Annotated in this window: 16 protein-coding genes; 8 read left to right on the forward strand and 8 right to left on the reverse strand. The window is 32.3% G+C overall.

From position 1 onward, the window contains the following. Window position 1 precedes the first annotated feature (1 nt). The 3 genes from DMA14_RS12080 to DMA14_RS12090 all read right to left on the reverse strand — a co-directional run bounded on the left by DMA14_RS12080 (window position 2) and on the right by DMA14_RS12090 (window position 3,394). Window positions 2-1,918 carry a DUF294 nucleotidyltransferase-like domain-containing protein gene (locus DMA14_RS12080; protein ID WP_111424905.1) on the reverse strand — a complete coding sequence of 639 codons (1,917 nt, stop codon included), beginning with the start codon at window positions 1,916-1,918 and terminating at the stop codon, window positions 2-4. Window positions 1,919-2,633: 715 nt separating this feature from the next. Continuing rightward, complete coding sequence (locus DMA14_RS12085) at window positions 2,634-2,891, reverse strand: hypothetical protein (RefSeq protein ID WP_238989963.1); 258 nt, start codon at window positions 2,889-2,891, stop codon at window positions 2,634-2,636. A gap of 86 nt (window positions 2,892-2,977) precedes the next feature. Then, a complete protein-coding gene (locus tag DMA14_RS12090) occupies window positions 2,978-3,394 on the reverse strand; it encodes a hypothetical protein (protein ID WP_111424906.1) in 417 nt (138 codons plus the stop codon). Between the two features lie 143 nt (window positions 3,395-3,537). Between DMA14_RS12090 and DMA14_RS12095 the strand changes: the two genes are divergently transcribed. Together DMA14_RS12095 and DMA14_RS12100 are read left to right on the forward strand one after the other, a co-directional pair. Beyond that, window positions 3,538-4,767 (forward strand): multidrug effflux MFS transporter, encoded by a 1,230-nt coding sequence (locus DMA14_RS12095; protein WP_111424907.1) that lies wholly within the window; start codon window positions 3,538-3,540, stop codon window positions 4,765-4,767. Between the two features lie 132 nt (window positions 4,768-4,899). Continuing rightward, complete coding sequence (locus DMA14_RS12100; protein WP_238989964.1) at window positions 4,900-5,199, forward strand: DUF4242 domain-containing protein; 300 nt, start codon at window positions 4,900-4,902, stop codon at window positions 5,197-5,199. A 162-nt stretch (window positions 5,200-5,361) separates the two neighbouring features. Here the strand turns inward: DMA14_RS12100 and DMA14_RS12105 are convergent, their stop codons facing one another. From DMA14_RS12105 to DMA14_RS12120, 4 genes are all read right to left on the reverse strand, one after another. Continuing rightward, complete coding sequence (locus tag DMA14_RS12105) at window positions 5,362-6,627, reverse strand: NAD(P)/FAD-dependent oxidoreductase (RefSeq protein WP_111424908.1); 1,266 nt, start codon at window positions 6,625-6,627, stop codon at window positions 5,362-5,364. An 80-nt stretch (window positions 6,628-6,707) separates the two neighbouring features. Continuing rightward, the gene (locus DMA14_RS12110) at window positions 6,708-8,042 is read right to left on the reverse strand and encodes a DEAD/DEAH box helicase (protein ID WP_111424909.1); all 1,335 of its coding nucleotides are present in this window, start codon (window positions 8,040-8,042) and stop codon (window positions 6,708-6,710) included. A gap of 171 nt (window positions 8,043-8,213) precedes the next feature. Next, window positions 8,214-9,749 (reverse strand): DEAD/DEAH box helicase, encoded by a 1,536-nt coding sequence (locus tag DMA14_RS12115; protein WP_111424910.1) that lies wholly within the window; start codon window positions 9,747-9,749, stop codon window positions 8,214-8,216. Between the two features lie 109 nt (window positions 9,750-9,858). Beyond that, window positions 9,859-10,392, reverse strand: a complete 534-nt coding sequence (locus tag DMA14_RS12120; protein WP_111424911.1) for a DUF6155 family protein — start codon at window positions 10,390-10,392, stop codon at window positions 9,859-9,861. Window positions 10,393-10,496: 104 nt separating this feature from the next. On the opposite strand from DMA14_RS12120, the gene DMA14_RS12125 reads away from it, so the two are divergent. Further along, window positions 10,497-10,790, forward strand: a complete 294-nt coding sequence (locus DMA14_RS12125) for a DUF3817 domain-containing protein (protein ID WP_008464118.1) — start codon at window positions 10,497-10,499, stop codon at window positions 10,788-10,790. Continuing rightward, window positions 10,783-12,030 carry a mechanosensitive ion channel family protein gene (locus DMA14_RS12130; protein ID WP_111424912.1) on the forward strand — a complete coding sequence of 416 codons (1,248 nt, stop codon included), beginning with the start codon at window positions 10,783-10,785 and terminating at the stop codon, window positions 12,028-12,030. Before DMA14_RS12125 ends, DMA14_RS12130 begins: the two co-directional genes overlap by 8 nt. Window positions 12,031-12,148: 118 nt before the next feature. Here the strand turns inward: DMA14_RS12130 and DMA14_RS12135 are convergent, their stop codons facing one another. Beyond that, window positions 12,149-12,568 carry a hypothetical protein gene (locus tag DMA14_RS12135; protein ID WP_111424913.1) on the reverse strand — a complete coding sequence of 140 codons (420 nt, stop codon included), beginning with the start codon at window positions 12,566-12,568 and terminating at the stop codon, window positions 12,149-12,151. An 82-nt stretch (window positions 12,569-12,650) separates the two neighbouring features. On the opposite strand from DMA14_RS12135, the gene DMA14_RS12140 reads away from it, so the two are divergent. The 4 genes from DMA14_RS12140 (at window position 12,651) to DMA14_RS12155 (ending at window position 15,245) form a co-directional block, all read left to right on the forward strand. After that, complete coding sequence (locus DMA14_RS12140) at window positions 12,651-13,052, forward strand: glyoxalase (protein WP_111424914.1); 402 nt, start codon at window positions 12,651-12,653, stop codon at window positions 13,050-13,052. 29 nt (window positions 13,053-13,081) lie between these two features. Continuing rightward, window positions 13,082-13,552 carry a hypothetical protein gene (locus tag DMA14_RS12145; RefSeq protein WP_111424915.1) on the forward strand — a complete coding sequence of 157 codons (471 nt, stop codon included), beginning with the start codon at window positions 13,082-13,084 and terminating at the stop codon, window positions 13,550-13,552. Window positions 13,553-13,577: 25 nt separating this feature from the next. Next, entirely contained in the window at window positions 13,578-14,156 is a 579-nt protein-coding gene (locus DMA14_RS12150; RefSeq protein WP_111424916.1) for a Crp/Fnr family transcriptional regulator, read from the forward strand. Window positions 14,157-14,273: 117 nt separating this feature from the next. Then, window positions 14,274-15,245, forward strand: a complete 972-nt coding sequence (locus DMA14_RS12155; protein WP_111424917.1) for a quinone oxidoreductase family protein — start codon at window positions 14,274-14,276, stop codon at window positions 15,243-15,245. The last annotated feature ends 126 nt before the right edge of the window (window positions 15,246-15,371 follow it).

Raw genomic sequence — 15,371 nt, forward strand, 5'->3', positions numbered from 1 at the left:
TTTATGAGAATTGTGTCAATTGAAATTTACTCTTAATAAGTTCCTCCAGATCTTTCATTGGGGATAATGCATTTTTTAATTTCTCTTTGTCAGATTTTGACATTTCTCTTAAATTAATATATTGCCCAGAGTCGTCATTTTTTAATCCTTCAACAGTTCTAAATTTAGAAAGTGTCAAGAAAGCTTCTGCACAGCTTAAATAAATTTCTGCATTTTTAGAATCTGTAATAGCTAATTGTTTGAATCTTAGATACGTATTTTGGATTCCTTTTATATTGGCATTTAGTATCAATAAACGTGCTCCATCAATCAAAGGCATCAAAGCTCTGGTTTTGATGTCAAATTTATCTTTATTTGGACCATCTTCTTCAGTTATAAATTTCTTGAAGAAACTTAAAGGAGAATTTCTTTTTAGAGCATCATTTCCTAGGAAATCAAAGAATAAAGTATTGTTGACAGCATTTTTGAAAATCACGTTTTCTATTGCTTCTTCAATTTTTGGTTCCCCAAAGACAATTTCATAATCAAAGAAAATGCTGCTCAAATCATTACTATTTTCACCTGGAGTATTCATCCAGCTATTGTATTGTTTTGTCCAGTCGCTCAACGATTTACACCAAAGCATATTACTTGCCATGTGCCCGTTTGGACAATAATCATAACCTACTTTTTCTAATATAGAAGTAGCGCGTTTTGCTAATCTTAAGAAATAATCTTTTACTTCTCTGTATTTTTCAGGAGTAACATCTTCAAAAATTAAAATACTATCCTGATCTGTAAGCAATAATTGCTCCTTACGTCCTTGACTTCCAATGCTTAACCACGCAAAACGCGCAGGAGGGGAGCCTAAATCTAAAATCGCCAGTTCTACTGCTCTTTTTATAATAGCTAGATTAATCTCACTTGCAATATTGCTGACATGCGAGATCGGAATATTTTTTTGAATCGAATTCTGAATCAAATCAGATAGACGATCACGTATTTGTTTTAAATCTTTTGGAAGCTGAGAACGCTTAATTTCTTTAATTAATACACCTGGGTTACTAGCTTGAGCAACAATAAGATCGTGTTCAGAAATAATTCCTTTAACAACAGATTTACTAGTGCCATCTTTAGTAACGCATAAGTGCGTTACATTATGCTTAAGCATTAACAATTGCGCTTCTGCCAAAGATACATTTTCTAAAACTGTAACAACTGGAGAAGACATAATCTTGTCTATGGTTTCAGTAATAGGGTAACGTCCTGTTGCAATTTTTGAAGATAAATCGGCATTGGTAACAATACCAATTGGATGATTTTTCTCGCCACAAATTATGATATTATCTACCATAGAATCAGTCATTAAAATCGCAACGTCTTTAATTATAGAATTAGCCTGGGTAGTTAGAGGCGAATTATTATAGTTAAGTGACTGAATATATTGCATTTCTGTCTGCTGATCAATGTAGTCACTGTCAGAAACTAGCTTGCCATTAGAACTTACGCTATCTTTTGTGTGGCGTGAATTTACAGCAAAACTTTCCAATAAAAAGTTCAATACATCAGAATTATTAGCAACAAAAGGTCTGAATACAGCGATAGGAATAGCATAAATAATACTTTCTTCACGTGCTTTAGCCGTCATCATATAGTTGTTTTTTGCAAAAAACGGGCGTAAACCAAAAATATCGCCTTCATGACATTTGTTTATAATGGTTTCTTCTGCGTCTGCAATAGTCGTAAGATTAATGACACCAGAAGCTACAACATAAAAACTTTCATGAAGCGGATCGTTATTTTGAAATAGTACCGCATGCTTTTCTAAATTGATGACACGAATATTCGTGGCAATATCCGATAATTCCTGGAAGGTTAAATTATCAAACGGTTTGTATTCTTTTAAAAAATCTGCAATATGCTCAGCAACTGTATTCATATAAGTGATAATTTATTTTTAAAGTATCGAATGTAAAAATAGTAAAATAAAGTCTTACAACGAAAGGTTCTTCAGTAGAAACTAATTATTTTAAGGAAATGTTAAAAGATAATGGTAATAAGACTTGAAAAAGTTTTTATGTTTTGAAATTTTCACTATTTCCAATTTTAAATATAAGCTATTTTATTCAAATAAAATATGACTATGCAAAGGAAGGCTGATAGTTTTGCGATATTTAAGAATTATTTAAATAAATAATCGTACAGCCGATTTATGGCGATTTGAATTTAAGGAAAATGTTTGAATTCAAAAACAAACTGTATAAATGTAACAGTCTAAATTTTCAATATTTGAGAATTTTTAGAAAATAAAATCATATAACGCATTCTCAGAGATTTCAGTTTTAGAAAAAAAGTAAAACTCTCATGCAGAATATAACTGTAGAGCAAAGGATCATAGATTTCCGCTAAATGAAAACATTTTAAACTGAAAGCTGTACAGCGTATTTATAGGGCAGTTTTCGAAATATTCTATTTTACATAATATAAATTATAGGTCAAAACAGAATAGCCCTGAAAAGGGGCTTATTCATATAATTTATTCAAAATCATCTCTTTTGGTACAACATCGCCTCCGCCATTTTTTGTAAACTGAATTACGTCATCTTTTACAAATAAAACTGCACTGGCTGTAATTCCGTCTTTATCTTTTAATTTTATTTTATTTGTGCTTTATCGCCATGCGGATAAACATGTCCGGTAACTTCCAAAATTCCAGAATTTAAATCTTTGTGTTCACTTGTAACTTCTGCAGTTCCAAAAATCTTATAATTTGACTGAGCTATCGTAATTCTAAAAATATATTCTTTCTTGCAGTTTTTGCATTTTTGGTTTCCCCAAGTTCCTGAGAATTTGTTTTGCTGTGAGAATGCTTGCATGGAAATTAAAAATGCCAGCAAAAGAAATTTTTTCATTGTAGTTTGTTTTATTAAAATCTGAACCAAATATAAATCAAAAAAGCATCACAAATTTGCGATGCTTTTTCTAAATTCTTCAAAATCTATAATTTTTTCAAATAAACCGATTTTCCGTTTAATGATACATCAATTTGATTGTTTTTTTCGTTAAACGTAGTTCGTAAAGCATTCCCGTTAAAAATGGTAACGTCACCATACACATGACCAGCTTCACTAGATGTATAATCAAATTTTACTTTTTTATTTCCTGGCTCAATGCCTAATTTGTAACTTGAAAATTTTGTGCCTCTTAAATCAAAATCTTGCTGAGAATCGATAATTTTTCCATCAGCGTAAAAATTTGTAACCGATTTGCTCAATGTAATGTCTGGATAATACTGGTTTACTTTTTTCAAAAGTTCATATTGCTCAACACTGGCTTCTTCTTGTTTGGATGTAATAGTTTGAGCAAATGAAATCGTTGTGAATAAAACTGCTGCTAATAAAAGGTACTTTTTCATAATTTTAATTTAAAGATTAATAAATAGTAACACTAAATAATGTTGGCAATTACTTTAATTTATTGTTATAAACTTCTTCATGTTATATTACAAGGTATGAAATCTTTACCTTTGCAAAAAATTATAAGCCACTTTTTAAGATAATGACAACAAAAAAATATATTCAGCTGATTCTTATATTGGGATCTTTAACTGCTCTTGGTCCTTTTTCAATCGATATGTATTTGCCTGGTTTCTCGGGTATTGCAAAGGATTTAAATACTTCTGTAGCTAAAGTTTCTATGAGTTTATCCAGTTATTTTATCGGAATTTCTGCTGGACAATTACTTTATGGACCTTTATTAGATCGTTTCGGACGCAAAAAACCTTTGTTTGTTGGGCTTCTAATTTATATTCTTGCTTCTTTAGGCTGTATTTATGTTGCTGATATTGATTCTTTTATATTTCTTCGTTTTGTTCAGGCTATTGGAAGCTGTGCTGCTACAGTTGCTTCAGTAGCAATGGTTCGTGATTTGTTTCCTGTAAAAGATATTCCGAAAGTATTTTCTCTTTTAATGCTTGTTGTTGGACTTTCTCCAATGCTGGCGCCCACTATTGGCGGTTATGTTACCGAAGATTTAGGTTGGCACGCTGTATTTTTTATACTTATGTGCATGGGAATCGTGATCTTGGCCGCTTCACAATTTGGACTTCCAAATACATATAAGCCAGATACTTCTATTTCATTAAAACCAAAACCGATTTTATCGAATTTTCTTTTAGTCTTAAGAGAACCTCAATTTTACACGTATGCGTTTACAGGAGCTGTTGCTTTTTCGGGATTATTCTCTTATGTAGCAGCTTCTCCACTTGTTTTTATGGATATTTATAAAGTTGATGCGAAAACTTACGGGTGGATTTTTGCCCTTATGTCGGTTAGTTTTATCGGATCTAGTCAGTTGAATTCTATGCTGTTAAAACGATTTTCAAGTGAACAGATGATTTTTGGAGCTTTAATTTCTCAATCTATAATCAGTATTATATTCTTGATTTTGGCTTTAAATGATCTTTTAGGATTGTATCAAACTATCGGAATGCTATTCTTGTTTTTGGCTTGCTTAGGAATTTCAAATCCAAATACTGCTGGATTAACGCTCGCTCCTTTTGCTAAAAATACCGGAAGCGCTTCTGCATTAATGGGCGCAATTCAGCTCGGAATTGGTGCTTTGGCTTCGTTTGCAGTTGGTGTTTTTGTAAAAAATTCTGTGACTCCAATGGTAGTTATTATGACGACTACAACTATTACCGCATTTATAATTTTAAATATCGGAAAGCGTTTCATTAAACAAAAAGTAGAATTATCTGCAGATGACAACATTGCTTCTGTTCATTGATATAGGTTGTAAGTAATTAAAAATCAAAACATAATAATTGATTTTGCGGTTTTATTTCAGTAATTTTATAGGACATAAAATGGAATGGAATCCAGAAACCATTTTAAAAACGGGGCGAAACCGAAAAGCCACATGAGTAGGAATAAATTTCTAAAGATTATGCCTAAATATGTTATTGAAAGAGAAATCCCAAATGCCGGTAAACTTACATCTGATCAATTAAAAAGTATTTCACAGGCTTCCTGCGGCGTACTTAATCAACTAGGAACTCAAATTCAATGGGTAAACAGCTATATTACAAACGATAAATTGTATTGCATTTATATAGCGCCAAATGAAGAAATGGTTTATGAACACGCAAAATTAGGTGGTTTTCCTGCCAATTCTGTAAATCAGGTCACAGGAATAATCGATCCAACTACAGCTGAATAAATGGTTAATTTTCAAATTTTTAAAATTCCAAATTCCAATAAAAAAGCCTAAATCTATAGATTTTAGGCTTTTTTGGTATTTTGAGCTTTCCAATTTTGAAATTTGGACTCGAGCGATAGCGAACAGGCGAAGCAATTTAAAAAAAATGGAATTTTACAAAACCTAATTTTGTGTCTTTTTATCAGGTCTGATAATCATTCTAAGAGATTGATCTTTTGCGAAATACGCTACCATCCAGTTCCAGAAAGTATTTAATCTGTTTCTATAAGTTATCAGCGAAATTAAGTGAATAAATAGCCAGATAATCCAAGCAAAGAAACCTTTGAAATGCCATTTTGGACTTGGTAAATCTACAACAGCTTTTGCTTTTCCGATAATTGCCATTGAACCTTTATCTTTGTAAGCAAAAGCTTTAAGAGGTTTATTGGCAACCATAGCTTTAAAATTCCTAGCCAGATTCAAACCTTGCTGAATTGCTACCTGCGCCACTTGAGGATGTCCATCAGGGAAATTTTTATCTCCGGCAGAAATCGCTGTGTCGCCAATTGCATAAATATTGTCTACACCATTTACTTTGTTGAATTCATCGGTTGCCATTCGACGTCCGCGGCCATAACTTTCCTTTGGCATTCCTTCAAAAATCTTGGCAGAAACACCTGCAGCCCAGATTAAGTTTTTGGTTTTTATAGTTTCTCCGTTTTCAAAATGTACCGTATCGTCAACATAATCAACAACACGAGTATGAAGTTTTACAACAACACCAAGTTTTGTAAGCGCATCGAGCGTATCTTTTTGCGATTCTTTGCTCATTGGTGCCAATAGAGCATCTCCTCCATCGACTAAATAAACATTACTCGCAGATGTTTCTAATTCTGGATATTCCTTTAATAAAATGTTTTTTCTCATTTCAGCAAACATTCCCGAAACTTCAACTCCAGTTGGTCCACCTCCGGCGACAACTATCGTTAATAATTTACGACGCTTGCGAATATCTTTGCAAATAGCCGCTTTTTCAAGATTTTTAAGCAATGTATTACGCATTACGATGGCATCATTTAAAGTTTTCATCGGAATAGCGTTTTTCATCACGTTTTCCATGCCAAAATAACTCGTTTCTGCACCAGTAGCAAAAACAAGGTAATCGTATTCTAATTCTCCGTTGCTTAACGTGATTTTCTTTTCTGCTGGAGAAACTGATAATAGTTCGCCTAAACGAAAACTAAGATTTTTTTTACCAGCAAAGAATTTTCTAAAAGGGTAACTAATGCTCGATGGTTCTAAAAATGCCGTCGCAACTTGATATATAAGTGGTGGAAAAAAGTTATAATTATTCTTGTCGACAAGTGTTACTTGTATTTGAGGCTGATTTACAAGTTCTTTTGCAAGATTAATTCCTGCAAACCCACCTCCAATAATGACTATTTTCATATATGTTGTATTAAGTAGGATTATAAAATAATTCCTTATAAATATACAACTTTAATATGCAATGACAATTGTCATATTTATTACTTTTTGAATTTTTTAACTGTTTTTTCAACTATATCGATTTTGTTCTGTAAGACATAACTTGCCATTAATTTCTCGATTAGTTCGTCTTTCGTTAAATGGTGAAAAACCGTTTTTACTTTCGTTTTTAAATCTGCAGAAAGTTCGTGATTTGGCTTTGTTTTGAAGATCTGTTTTGCCCATAAAAGCATATTATTTTCTTCAAGACTTGCAGCAGAAGGCTTTTTAAATTCAGAGAACTTAATTCCTAACTCTCTTTCAAAATCAGCAATTTCAAAGACTTCTTCTTGCTGTAATACTGTCAAAGAAAGCCCTTTTGCCCCTGCCCTTGCGGTTCTTCCACTTCTGTGAACGTAATTTTCGTAAGTGTCAGGTAAATGATAATTAATCACATACGAGATTTCTTTCACATCGATACCTCTCGCAGCCAAATCAGTTGCAACCAAAATATTAATGTGTCCTTCACGAAACTGCTCCATAATTCTATCACGAATGCCTTGTGTCAAACTTCCATGAAGTGCTCCCGAAGAAAATTTGTTAATTGCCAGATTTTTAGCTAATTTATTTACAGCAGCTTTGGTTTTACAGAAAATAATACCTCTTTCGCCATCTCTAGAATTCAAGAAATGCATTAAAACTTCTAGTTTTTCAATAGGATCAACCACAATGTATTCGTGGTCAATTCCTTCGTTTCCAACAGTTTCCATGTTGGCGCTTATTTGAACTACATTTTTATTCAAATAATTCTGAATCAATTGTTTAATTGTTCCGGGAAGTGTTGCAGAGAATAATAAAGTGCGGTGTTTTTTAGGTAATTCAGCGATAATTTCGTCTAAACTTTCTTTAAGAATCGCCACCATTTCGTCAGCTTCATCTAAAACTAAATATTCAGCTTTTTTAATGTCAATAGCTTTTCGCTGAATCAAATCAATTAAACGACCTGGAGTTGCCACCACAATTTGAGCACCTTCTTTTAATCTTTCTATTTGAGGTTTTATTGGAGTTCCACCACAAATTGACGCAATTGAGATATTCGGAATATGTTTTGAAAAACTTTCTAAATTTCTGAAAATTTGCTGTCCTAACTCTCTCGTCGGAACTAAAATTACGGCTTGAACTGTTGTCGATTCTGCATTTACCAATTGCAATAAAGGCAACCCAAAAGCAGCCGTTTTTCCAGTTCCTGTCTTGGCTAAACCAACAATATCATGGGTTTCGTCCAAAAATAACGGAATTGTTTTTTGTTGAATTTCTGTTGGTTCAACAATATTTAATTCGCTTAAAGCTTTTAAAATTGGAGCTGAAATTCCTAATGTTGAGAATGGTTTAGACATGTTCTTTAATTTGTTTAAAGTTTCAGGTTTCAAGTTACACCAAAAACTTAATAAGTTGAAAGGAGAAATTACATTTACTTTGAAATGCTATTTCTCCTTTTATATTATAAATAATGTTTTAGGTTCCAACAACTTGAAACATGAAACCTGAAACTTTTCAACTAAATTTTATCAATCTGGTTCGTTCATGATTTTTTCACGATACTTTTTACCAATTAATAAAGTTAATCTCTGTTTGTAATCATCAACCAGCCATTCGCGGTAATTTTTACTGCATTGGCTCAAACATTTAGAATAACGTTTAATACGATCCTCGATATCATCTTCTAGTTCTCTAGCCAGCATTTTTGCTTCCTGAAGCGTTTCTGTATTATCTACGCACATTCCAGCATGCTGATCTAAAGATTTGTCTAAAACTACTTTAGAACGAAGATTTTGTTTAATGATTAATTTGTGCTCTTCATCGACATCAAAACTAACATCGGCAGTTTTACTGAATTTTGCACGCAATTCTGGTGGCATGCTATATTTAAAGAACATTTCGATTTCTTGGTCATCACGAAGATTCTCTAAATAAAATTCTGGAGATTTAAAAATATGCTGCCAGTTTACAGGATCACTCCATAAACCAAAACGAGCGGCATTGTTTCCTAAATCGATAACCGTAAATTCGTCTTTTCCTGGCAATTTACGAGAGCCACGACCAATCATCTGGAAATATAAAGTCAATGATTTTGTTGCTCTGTTCAAAATAATGGTCTCTACTGTTGGTTCGTCAAAACCAGTTGTTAAGATTCCAACAGAAGTCAAAATTGCATCTGGAGTCTTTTTAAACCATTGTAAGATGTCTTTACGTTCTTCAGAACTACTCGTGTTGTCTAAGTGTCTGATATCGTATCCTGCTTCTCTAAAAGTTTCATATACATATAATGAAGTATGAATACCGTTATTGAAAATCAAGGTTTTCTTTCCTAAAGAACGTTCTGTATATGCATGAAGCAACTTTTCCTGCATTAAAGTATTGGTATATAAATCATCTGAAGATTTTACGGTATAATCTCCATTGATACCCACTTTTAATGAAGTCAAACCTACATCATAGCTATAAGTTGTTGCTTTCGCCAAGAAACCTTTTTCAATCAATGAACCAATTGTATCCCCAACAATAAGTTCGTGGTAACTTTGGTGCATTGGCAATTTTATATTCGAACTCAAAGGTGTTGCTGTTACTCCAAGGATAAAAGCATTTTTGAATGAGTTTAATAATTTTCTAAATGAGTTATAATGTGCCTCATCAATAATAACTAAACCGATATTGTCTAGATGAAGTTTTTCATCATTTATACGGTTTTTTAAAGTTTCAACCATCGCCACAAAACATGAAAAATCATTTTGGTCTGGCAATTCTTTTACTTTACTATTGATTATTTTGTTTGTAACGCCAAAACCCGTCAACATTTTTGAAGTTTGTTTACAAAGTTCGATACGGTGCGTCAAAACAACCACTTTTTTATCATTATTAGACAAATAGCGGCGAACGATTTCAGAAAATATTACTGTTTTTCCTCCTCCTGTTGGAAGCTGATACAGTAAGTGGTGTTTTGGAGGAGCATTATCTAAACGGTCAAAAATAGCGTCAATATCGCCTTTTTGGTATGCATACAGTTCTTTTTTATCTTCTCTTTGTATTTCTAAAGTTTGAGACATTGTTTATTTTTGGATTTTTGCAAAAATACATCGAAAAAACAGTTATTCATCCTCTTTTAACCTAAAATAAATATTTTTTTTGAATAAATATTTTTTATGAGAAAGGGCTTTAGTAGTCGATTTTCTCCAAAATTGCCTCAAAATCGTATCTATTTTTCCATTTTTGCTCTAAAGTTTCCTCCTGAATTGCATTAATTCGTAATTTAAAATCATTAAAAATTCCATTTGAAACAATAAAATTTACTGCTTGTTCAAAAGAATTAAAGATGCTTTTGTAGAATAATTCCTGCTTGATTAAATTTTGCGAAGAAAACGTTTGCGCTATTTCAATATTGTAAAGCATAATATCAGCAACAACATACGAGTCTACACCAAGCATCATAAAATGTTTAATGAGTTTTTGAGCGACAGATCTTCTCATTTTGGCTTTTGGACGCCATTTTGCTCCAGGCTTTTTGATTGGGAAATATTCGTGCGAGATTTTAACCTTTGCTTCCTGAAGCAATTTGTCTTCTTTTGGGTTAAAAACAAAGTCATAATATACTTTTACGGGAGCAAATTTCTCGTACAATTCTATCAATTGTTCTTCCAATTGCTCTTTTGTTAATTCGCCTAAATATTTTTTTAAATCTCTTTTACTCATTCTCAAAACTTAAGATTACAAAAGTAAATTACTTTCTTTATAAATACCTCAAAAACCAACGATAATACTTAATTTTGCGCCTATTAAACTTAAAAATTATATACATGCTCAAGATTTTCAAAGTTACTGCCATTTTAGAGGGAATCTCTTATTTAGTATTGTTTGCTAATATGTTGATTATCAAAAATAATAATCCTGAACTTTATCATACATTATTACGTCCGTTAGGAATGACACACGGTGTTTTATTTATCGGATACATTCTTTTAGCTTTTTTATTGAAAAAATCAATGAATTGGGATTTAAAAACTTTTGCAATCATTCTAGTTGCTTCTCTTATTCCGTTTGGAACTTTTTACATCGAGAAAAAATATTTAGAAACTAAAGCAAATGCATAAGTTTTTGGAGAAAATATTTAACTTTTTATATCCTGTTTTTAGAGATTGGGGAATGAGCCGCAATGTAGCGTCTTATACCAGTCTGATTTTTAATATTCTTATTCTAATAGCGCTGGCATATGTTATTTATTATGCTGCTAAATTTCTTTTGGTTACGCTAACAGCCGTTTTTGCACAGCGTACCAAAACAAAGTTTGACGATTATTTAATTCAGAACAAAACAACAAGATATACCGCTTATTTAATTCCGTTTTTCTTTATTTATAAAGCCGTTCCTGTTATTCTAGACAAATATGAATATTGGGAATCGATTTTCGGAAAAATAGTTGGTATTTATATTGTATTGCTTGGATTATGGATTGTTCGAACTGTTTTTAATTCGTTACGCGATTATTTAAAACAAAAGCCTGAATATAGCGATAAGCCAATTGACAGTTTTGTTCAGGTTATCATGATTGTGCTCTGGATTTTTGGAGTAGCCATGATTATTTCGACTTTATTCGGAATTAAAAAAGGCGAACTACTAACGATTCTTGGAACACTTTCGGCAATTATCATCTTAATTTTTAGAGATACAATTCTTGGATTTGTTTCGAGTGTTCAGGTTGCCATAAACGATATGGTTCGTATTGGCGATTGGATTACAATGGATAAGTTTGGTGCAGACGGTGACGTTATCGAAATCAATTTGACAACGGTAAAAGTTCGAAATTTTGATAACACCATTACTACAATTCCAACTTATGCATTAAGTTCCGATTCGTTTCAGAACTGGCGCGGAATGCAGAAATCTGATGGAAGACGTATCAAAAGACATGTTTTGATAAAAAGCAGTACAATCCGTTTTTTAAACGATGAAGATTTGCATCAATTGCGAAAAGTTCAGCTGATTACTTCGTATATAGACAGCCGTCAAGCGGAAATTGACAGATACAATGATCTTAGAGGAATTGATAAAACGCTTTCGCTAAATGGCCGAAACATGACCAATTTGGGATTGTTTAGAAAATACATTATGCAATATTTACATGACCATCCGGGATTGAACAAAAATATGCATATTATGTGCCGACAGTTGCAGTCAACCGCACATGGAGTTCCGTTGGAAATTTATGTCTTCTCAAGCGATAAGCGCTGGGCAAATTATGAATATATCATGGCCGATATTTTCGACCACGTAATGGCATCAGTAAGATATTTTGATCTTGAGATTTTTGAATTGCCGTCGAGTATTGGTTAAATTTTAACCGCAAAGAGCGCAAAGAATAAGCAAAGTTCGCAAAGTTTTTTTGATAAAGCTTTGCGAACTTTGCGTTAAAATATAGCAGACTATTTCAGTTTGGAATTTGGAACTTTTATTATTTCTCCTCTATCCTTTCAAAAAGAAACTCAGGATTTTGATATTCAATAGGAACTTCTGGAACGTAACACGGAAGATTAAAATACGTTCCAATAACTCCTTTTCCCAAATAAAGCTTTCCATCTTTCTTTAAAAGCGCTAAAGGAACTCTTTTCCAAGCTCCGCCGAAAGAAATATAATGGTAATCGCCTCGAAGTGTATCGCCTCTTAAATCACCTCGTACATCTCCAGAATCTTTTCCGGTTCCGTAGTGATTAATTTCGTAACGACCATAAAAGCGTTTGTTGTTTATATGAATATCCAAAACCGCTGTGTCTTTATTGTTTACAGCACGATATAATTGACGATTGTATTTTTCTTTATCTTCTTTAGAATTGCAAGAAGCTAGTAATAAGCATAAAAACAGAAATAATCGCATAATTTATTTTTAGAAAAACAAAAATAGGTTTTTACAATGGGATTATTTCTTTAACTTTAAGGAAAACTTAAAACAAAACCCCATGGAAGATAGAGACACTTTTTTAAAAGAATTCAGAGGCGAAACTTTAGGAACTGTAAGTGCTCAATCTTCAGCAGATGAGATCTTTCAAAACCAGACCATCAGGCCAATTTTAAAACTACAAAACGACTTATTCATTGCCGTTTTTATCAATTATGTAAATAAAAACAAACCTGATTTCTATTCTTATTCAGTTGAAAAGAAACTACAGACCATCGAAAATTCCATTCAGAAAGACATTAAATTCAGAAATTCTTTAAAAGGAATTGTAATGGCGCTTTTTACAGTTGATGAATACAATACCTATATTAAGAATTCTTCTGATTTGAATAAACGTATGATGAATTTACTGATTGATAGATTAAAAAATCAGGTGCAGTTGTTTGAAGTGGAATCAAATTAATAATAAAAAAGCATGCAATTTTAGTTTAGATGAAATTTAGTTTAGATTTTACAACAGATTATGGTCAATTTTATTTAAATGAAAAAGATGATGAAGGAGATACTGAAAGCGAAAGTTTTTGGTCTAATGAAGCTTTTAATGATAAACTTGCTGTAGAGAAAGGGATTTTAGGGATTTCTATTGAAAATAGTGACGGAATTGTAAAATGTGAACTTGAATTTTTAGATTCTAAAAGTTTAATTTCTGATTTCAGTGATTTTGATCATGTTGTAGAAGCTAGTTTAGAAATAAAAACTGGTTTAGTACAAATAAATGATTGTCCGTTAACGACCCTTATTTTAGAAGAAAAAATTGAAACTGGGAATTATAGAGTTCGTGTCTATTATGGTAATTTAGAATCTGCATATTCTGAAGCACCTAAGGATTATTATAGAATTGAAATGTGGAAAGATGTTTTTTCAGATAGACATGTTTTAAAGAGATTTGAAAATAAATTCTAATGCAATAAATTTATATTTAAAATAAATGTTCAGCCAATTCCGAAACAGATTCCCTTTAACCGATGAAAAATGGAATGAATACATCGGTTATTTCAATCGAATTGAAGTTCCTGCAAAAACTACTCTTTTAGAAGAAGGTGAAGTTTCAAAAAAACTTTATATCATCGAAAAAGGCTGTATTCGGGTTTGGTTTAACAACAATGGAAAAGATCTTACTACACAATTCTTTTTTGAAAATGAGAGCGTTGCTTCTATCGAAAGTTTTATGAAGAAACTCCCAAGTCCGACAAATATAGAAACGATTGAGCCTTCGGTTTTGTGGTGGATTCATAAAAATGATCTGGATAAAATTCTCGAAGAAATCAAAGAAATACCAGAATTAAGGGATAGTCTCATTAATAAGCTTTTTGAGCGTACTTTTGATTATATGAAGTATTTTGTTTCGTTCATAAAAGATTCTCCTGCAGAGCGATATAGTAACTTAATTAAAGAAAGACCTCAAATCATACTGCGTGTTCCGCAACATTATATAGCTTCTTATTTGGGAATAACTACTGTGCATTTAAGCAGATTAAAAAGCAAATTAGTAAATAAAAATAGTTAAAAAGTCAAACTTAAATTAGCTTATATAACTTATATGGTTTGACGAAAAATTTGATAACAAATGTTATTGTCTGCCCATAAACGGCTCTGTAATTTTGCTTCATAAAATTTAATAATTATGAAAGCAGCAGTAGTTTATAAAAAAGGCGAATTGCCAAAATATGAAGAATTTGCAGAACCAATTGCATCCAATGAAAATGAAGTTTTAGTTTCGGTAAAAGCGGTAGCCATTACAAATCTGGATAAAGGAATTGCGAGTGGAGAACATTATTCTTCGGAAAAAGAAAACCAAAACGGATTTATAGTTGGAAGCGACGGAATTGGAGTGCTAGAAAACGGAACAAGAGTTTACGCCCGCGGAATTTCTGGAACAATTGCAGAAAAAGCGATTGTAGAGAAAAATAGAATGGTCGAATTACCAGGCGGAATTAATGATGCAACAGCCGCAGCGATGCCAAATGCAGTTGCAGGTTCAGCAATGGCTCTTCGTTTTAGGGCTGGAATAAAATCTGGAGAAACTGTTTTAATAAATGGAGCGACTGGTTTTACAGGACAGATGGCTGTTCAAATTGCAAAACATTATGGAGCTAAAAACATTATTGTTACAGGAAGAAACGAAAAAGCGCTTGAAAGTCTTTTAGAATTAGGTGCCGATGAAACTGTTTCTCTAAAACAAGATGATGAATCTTTTGTTTCCCAACTAAGAGAAATCCATAAAAATACTCCAATAGATATTGTAATTGATTATTTATGGGGACATTCAGCAGAGCTTATTTTTTCTATTTTAAAAGGAAATGGAAACTTTACGCATAAAACCCGATATGTTTCTGTAGGATCAATGTCTGGTGATACAATTCAATTATCAGCTCAGATTTTACGAAGTGTAGATCTTCAGTTGTCAGGATCTGGATTAGGAAGCTGGTCAAAAGAAGAAGTCAAATTATTATTTTCTGAGATACTTCCTGAAATGTTTCTTTTAGCGTCAAAAAATATACTAAAAGTAAATATTGAAACAGTAAATCTATCCGATATAGAAAAAATGTGGAATGCAGAAGTTCCTGACGGAAAACGTTTAGTTGTGGTAATCTAATATTTTTAAACACATAGAGACATAGAATTTTATTCTTAAAAAAGGGAATTGGAAAGAAACTAGTTTCTCACACATAGCTATGTGTGTTTAAACAAGTGAAACGCCTTTTGTAGATTCCAAGAGGCT

This window comes from Flavobacterium sharifuzzamanii (genome assembly GCF_003254585.1).
Classification (GTDB): Bacteria; Bacteroidota; Bacteroidia; order Flavobacteriales; family Flavobacteriaceae; genus Flavobacterium; species Flavobacterium sharifuzzamanii.

Coding starts and splice junctions, on each gene's coding strand:
- DMA14_RS12080 (WP_111424905.1), bottom strand. CDS start 1,918: ATGAATACAGTTGCTGAGCATATTGCAGATTTTTTAAAAGAATACAAA.
- DMA14_RS12085 (WP_238989963.1), bottom strand. CDS start 2,891: ATGAAAAAATTTCTTTTGCTGGCATTTTTAATTTCCATGCAAGCATTC.
- DMA14_RS12090 (WP_111424906.1), bottom strand. CDS start 3,394: ATGAAAAAGTACCTTTTATTAGCAGCAGTTTTATTCACAACGATTTCA.
- DMA14_RS12095 (WP_111424907.1), top strand. CDS start 3,538: ATGACAACAAAAAAATATATTCAGCTGATTCTTATATTGGGATCTTTA.
- DMA14_RS12100 (WP_238989964.1), top strand. CDS start 4,900: ATGAGTAGGAATAAATTTCTAAAGATTATGCCTAAATATGTTATTGAA.
- DMA14_RS12105 (WP_111424908.1), bottom strand. CDS start 6,627: ATGAAAATAGTCATTATTGGAGGTGGGTTTGCAGGAATTAATCTTGCA.
- DMA14_RS12110 (WP_111424909.1), bottom strand. CDS start 8,042: ATGTCTAAACCATTCTCAACATTAGGAATTTCAGCTCCAATTTTAAAA.
- DMA14_RS12115 (WP_111424910.1), bottom strand. CDS start 9,749: ATGTCTCAAACTTTAGAAATACAAAGAGAAGATAAAAAAGAACTGTAT.
- DMA14_RS12120 (WP_111424911.1), bottom strand. CDS start 10,392: ATGAGTAAAAGAGATTTAAAAAAATATTTAGGCGAATTAACAAAAGAG.
- DMA14_RS12125 (WP_008464118.1), top strand. CDS start 10,497: ATGCTCAAGATTTTCAAAGTTACTGCCATTTTAGAGGGAATCTCTTAT.
- DMA14_RS12130 (WP_111424912.1), top strand. CDS start 10,783: ATGCATAAGTTTTTGGAGAAAATATTTAACTTTTTATATCCTGTTTTT.
- DMA14_RS12135 (WP_111424913.1), bottom strand. CDS start 12,568: ATGCGATTATTTCTGTTTTTATGCTTATTACTAGCTTCTTGCAATTCT.
- DMA14_RS12140 (WP_111424914.1), top strand. CDS start 12,651: ATGGAAGATAGAGACACTTTTTTAAAAGAATTCAGAGGCGAAACTTTA.
- DMA14_RS12145 (WP_111424915.1), top strand. CDS start 13,082: ATGAAATTTAGTTTAGATTTTACAACAGATTATGGTCAATTTTATTTA.
- DMA14_RS12150 (WP_111424916.1), top strand. CDS start 13,578: ATGTTCAGCCAATTCCGAAACAGATTCCCTTTAACCGATGAAAAATGG.
- DMA14_RS12155 (WP_111424917.1), top strand. CDS start 14,274: ATGAAAGCAGCAGTAGTTTATAAAAAAGGCGAATTGCCAAAATATGAA.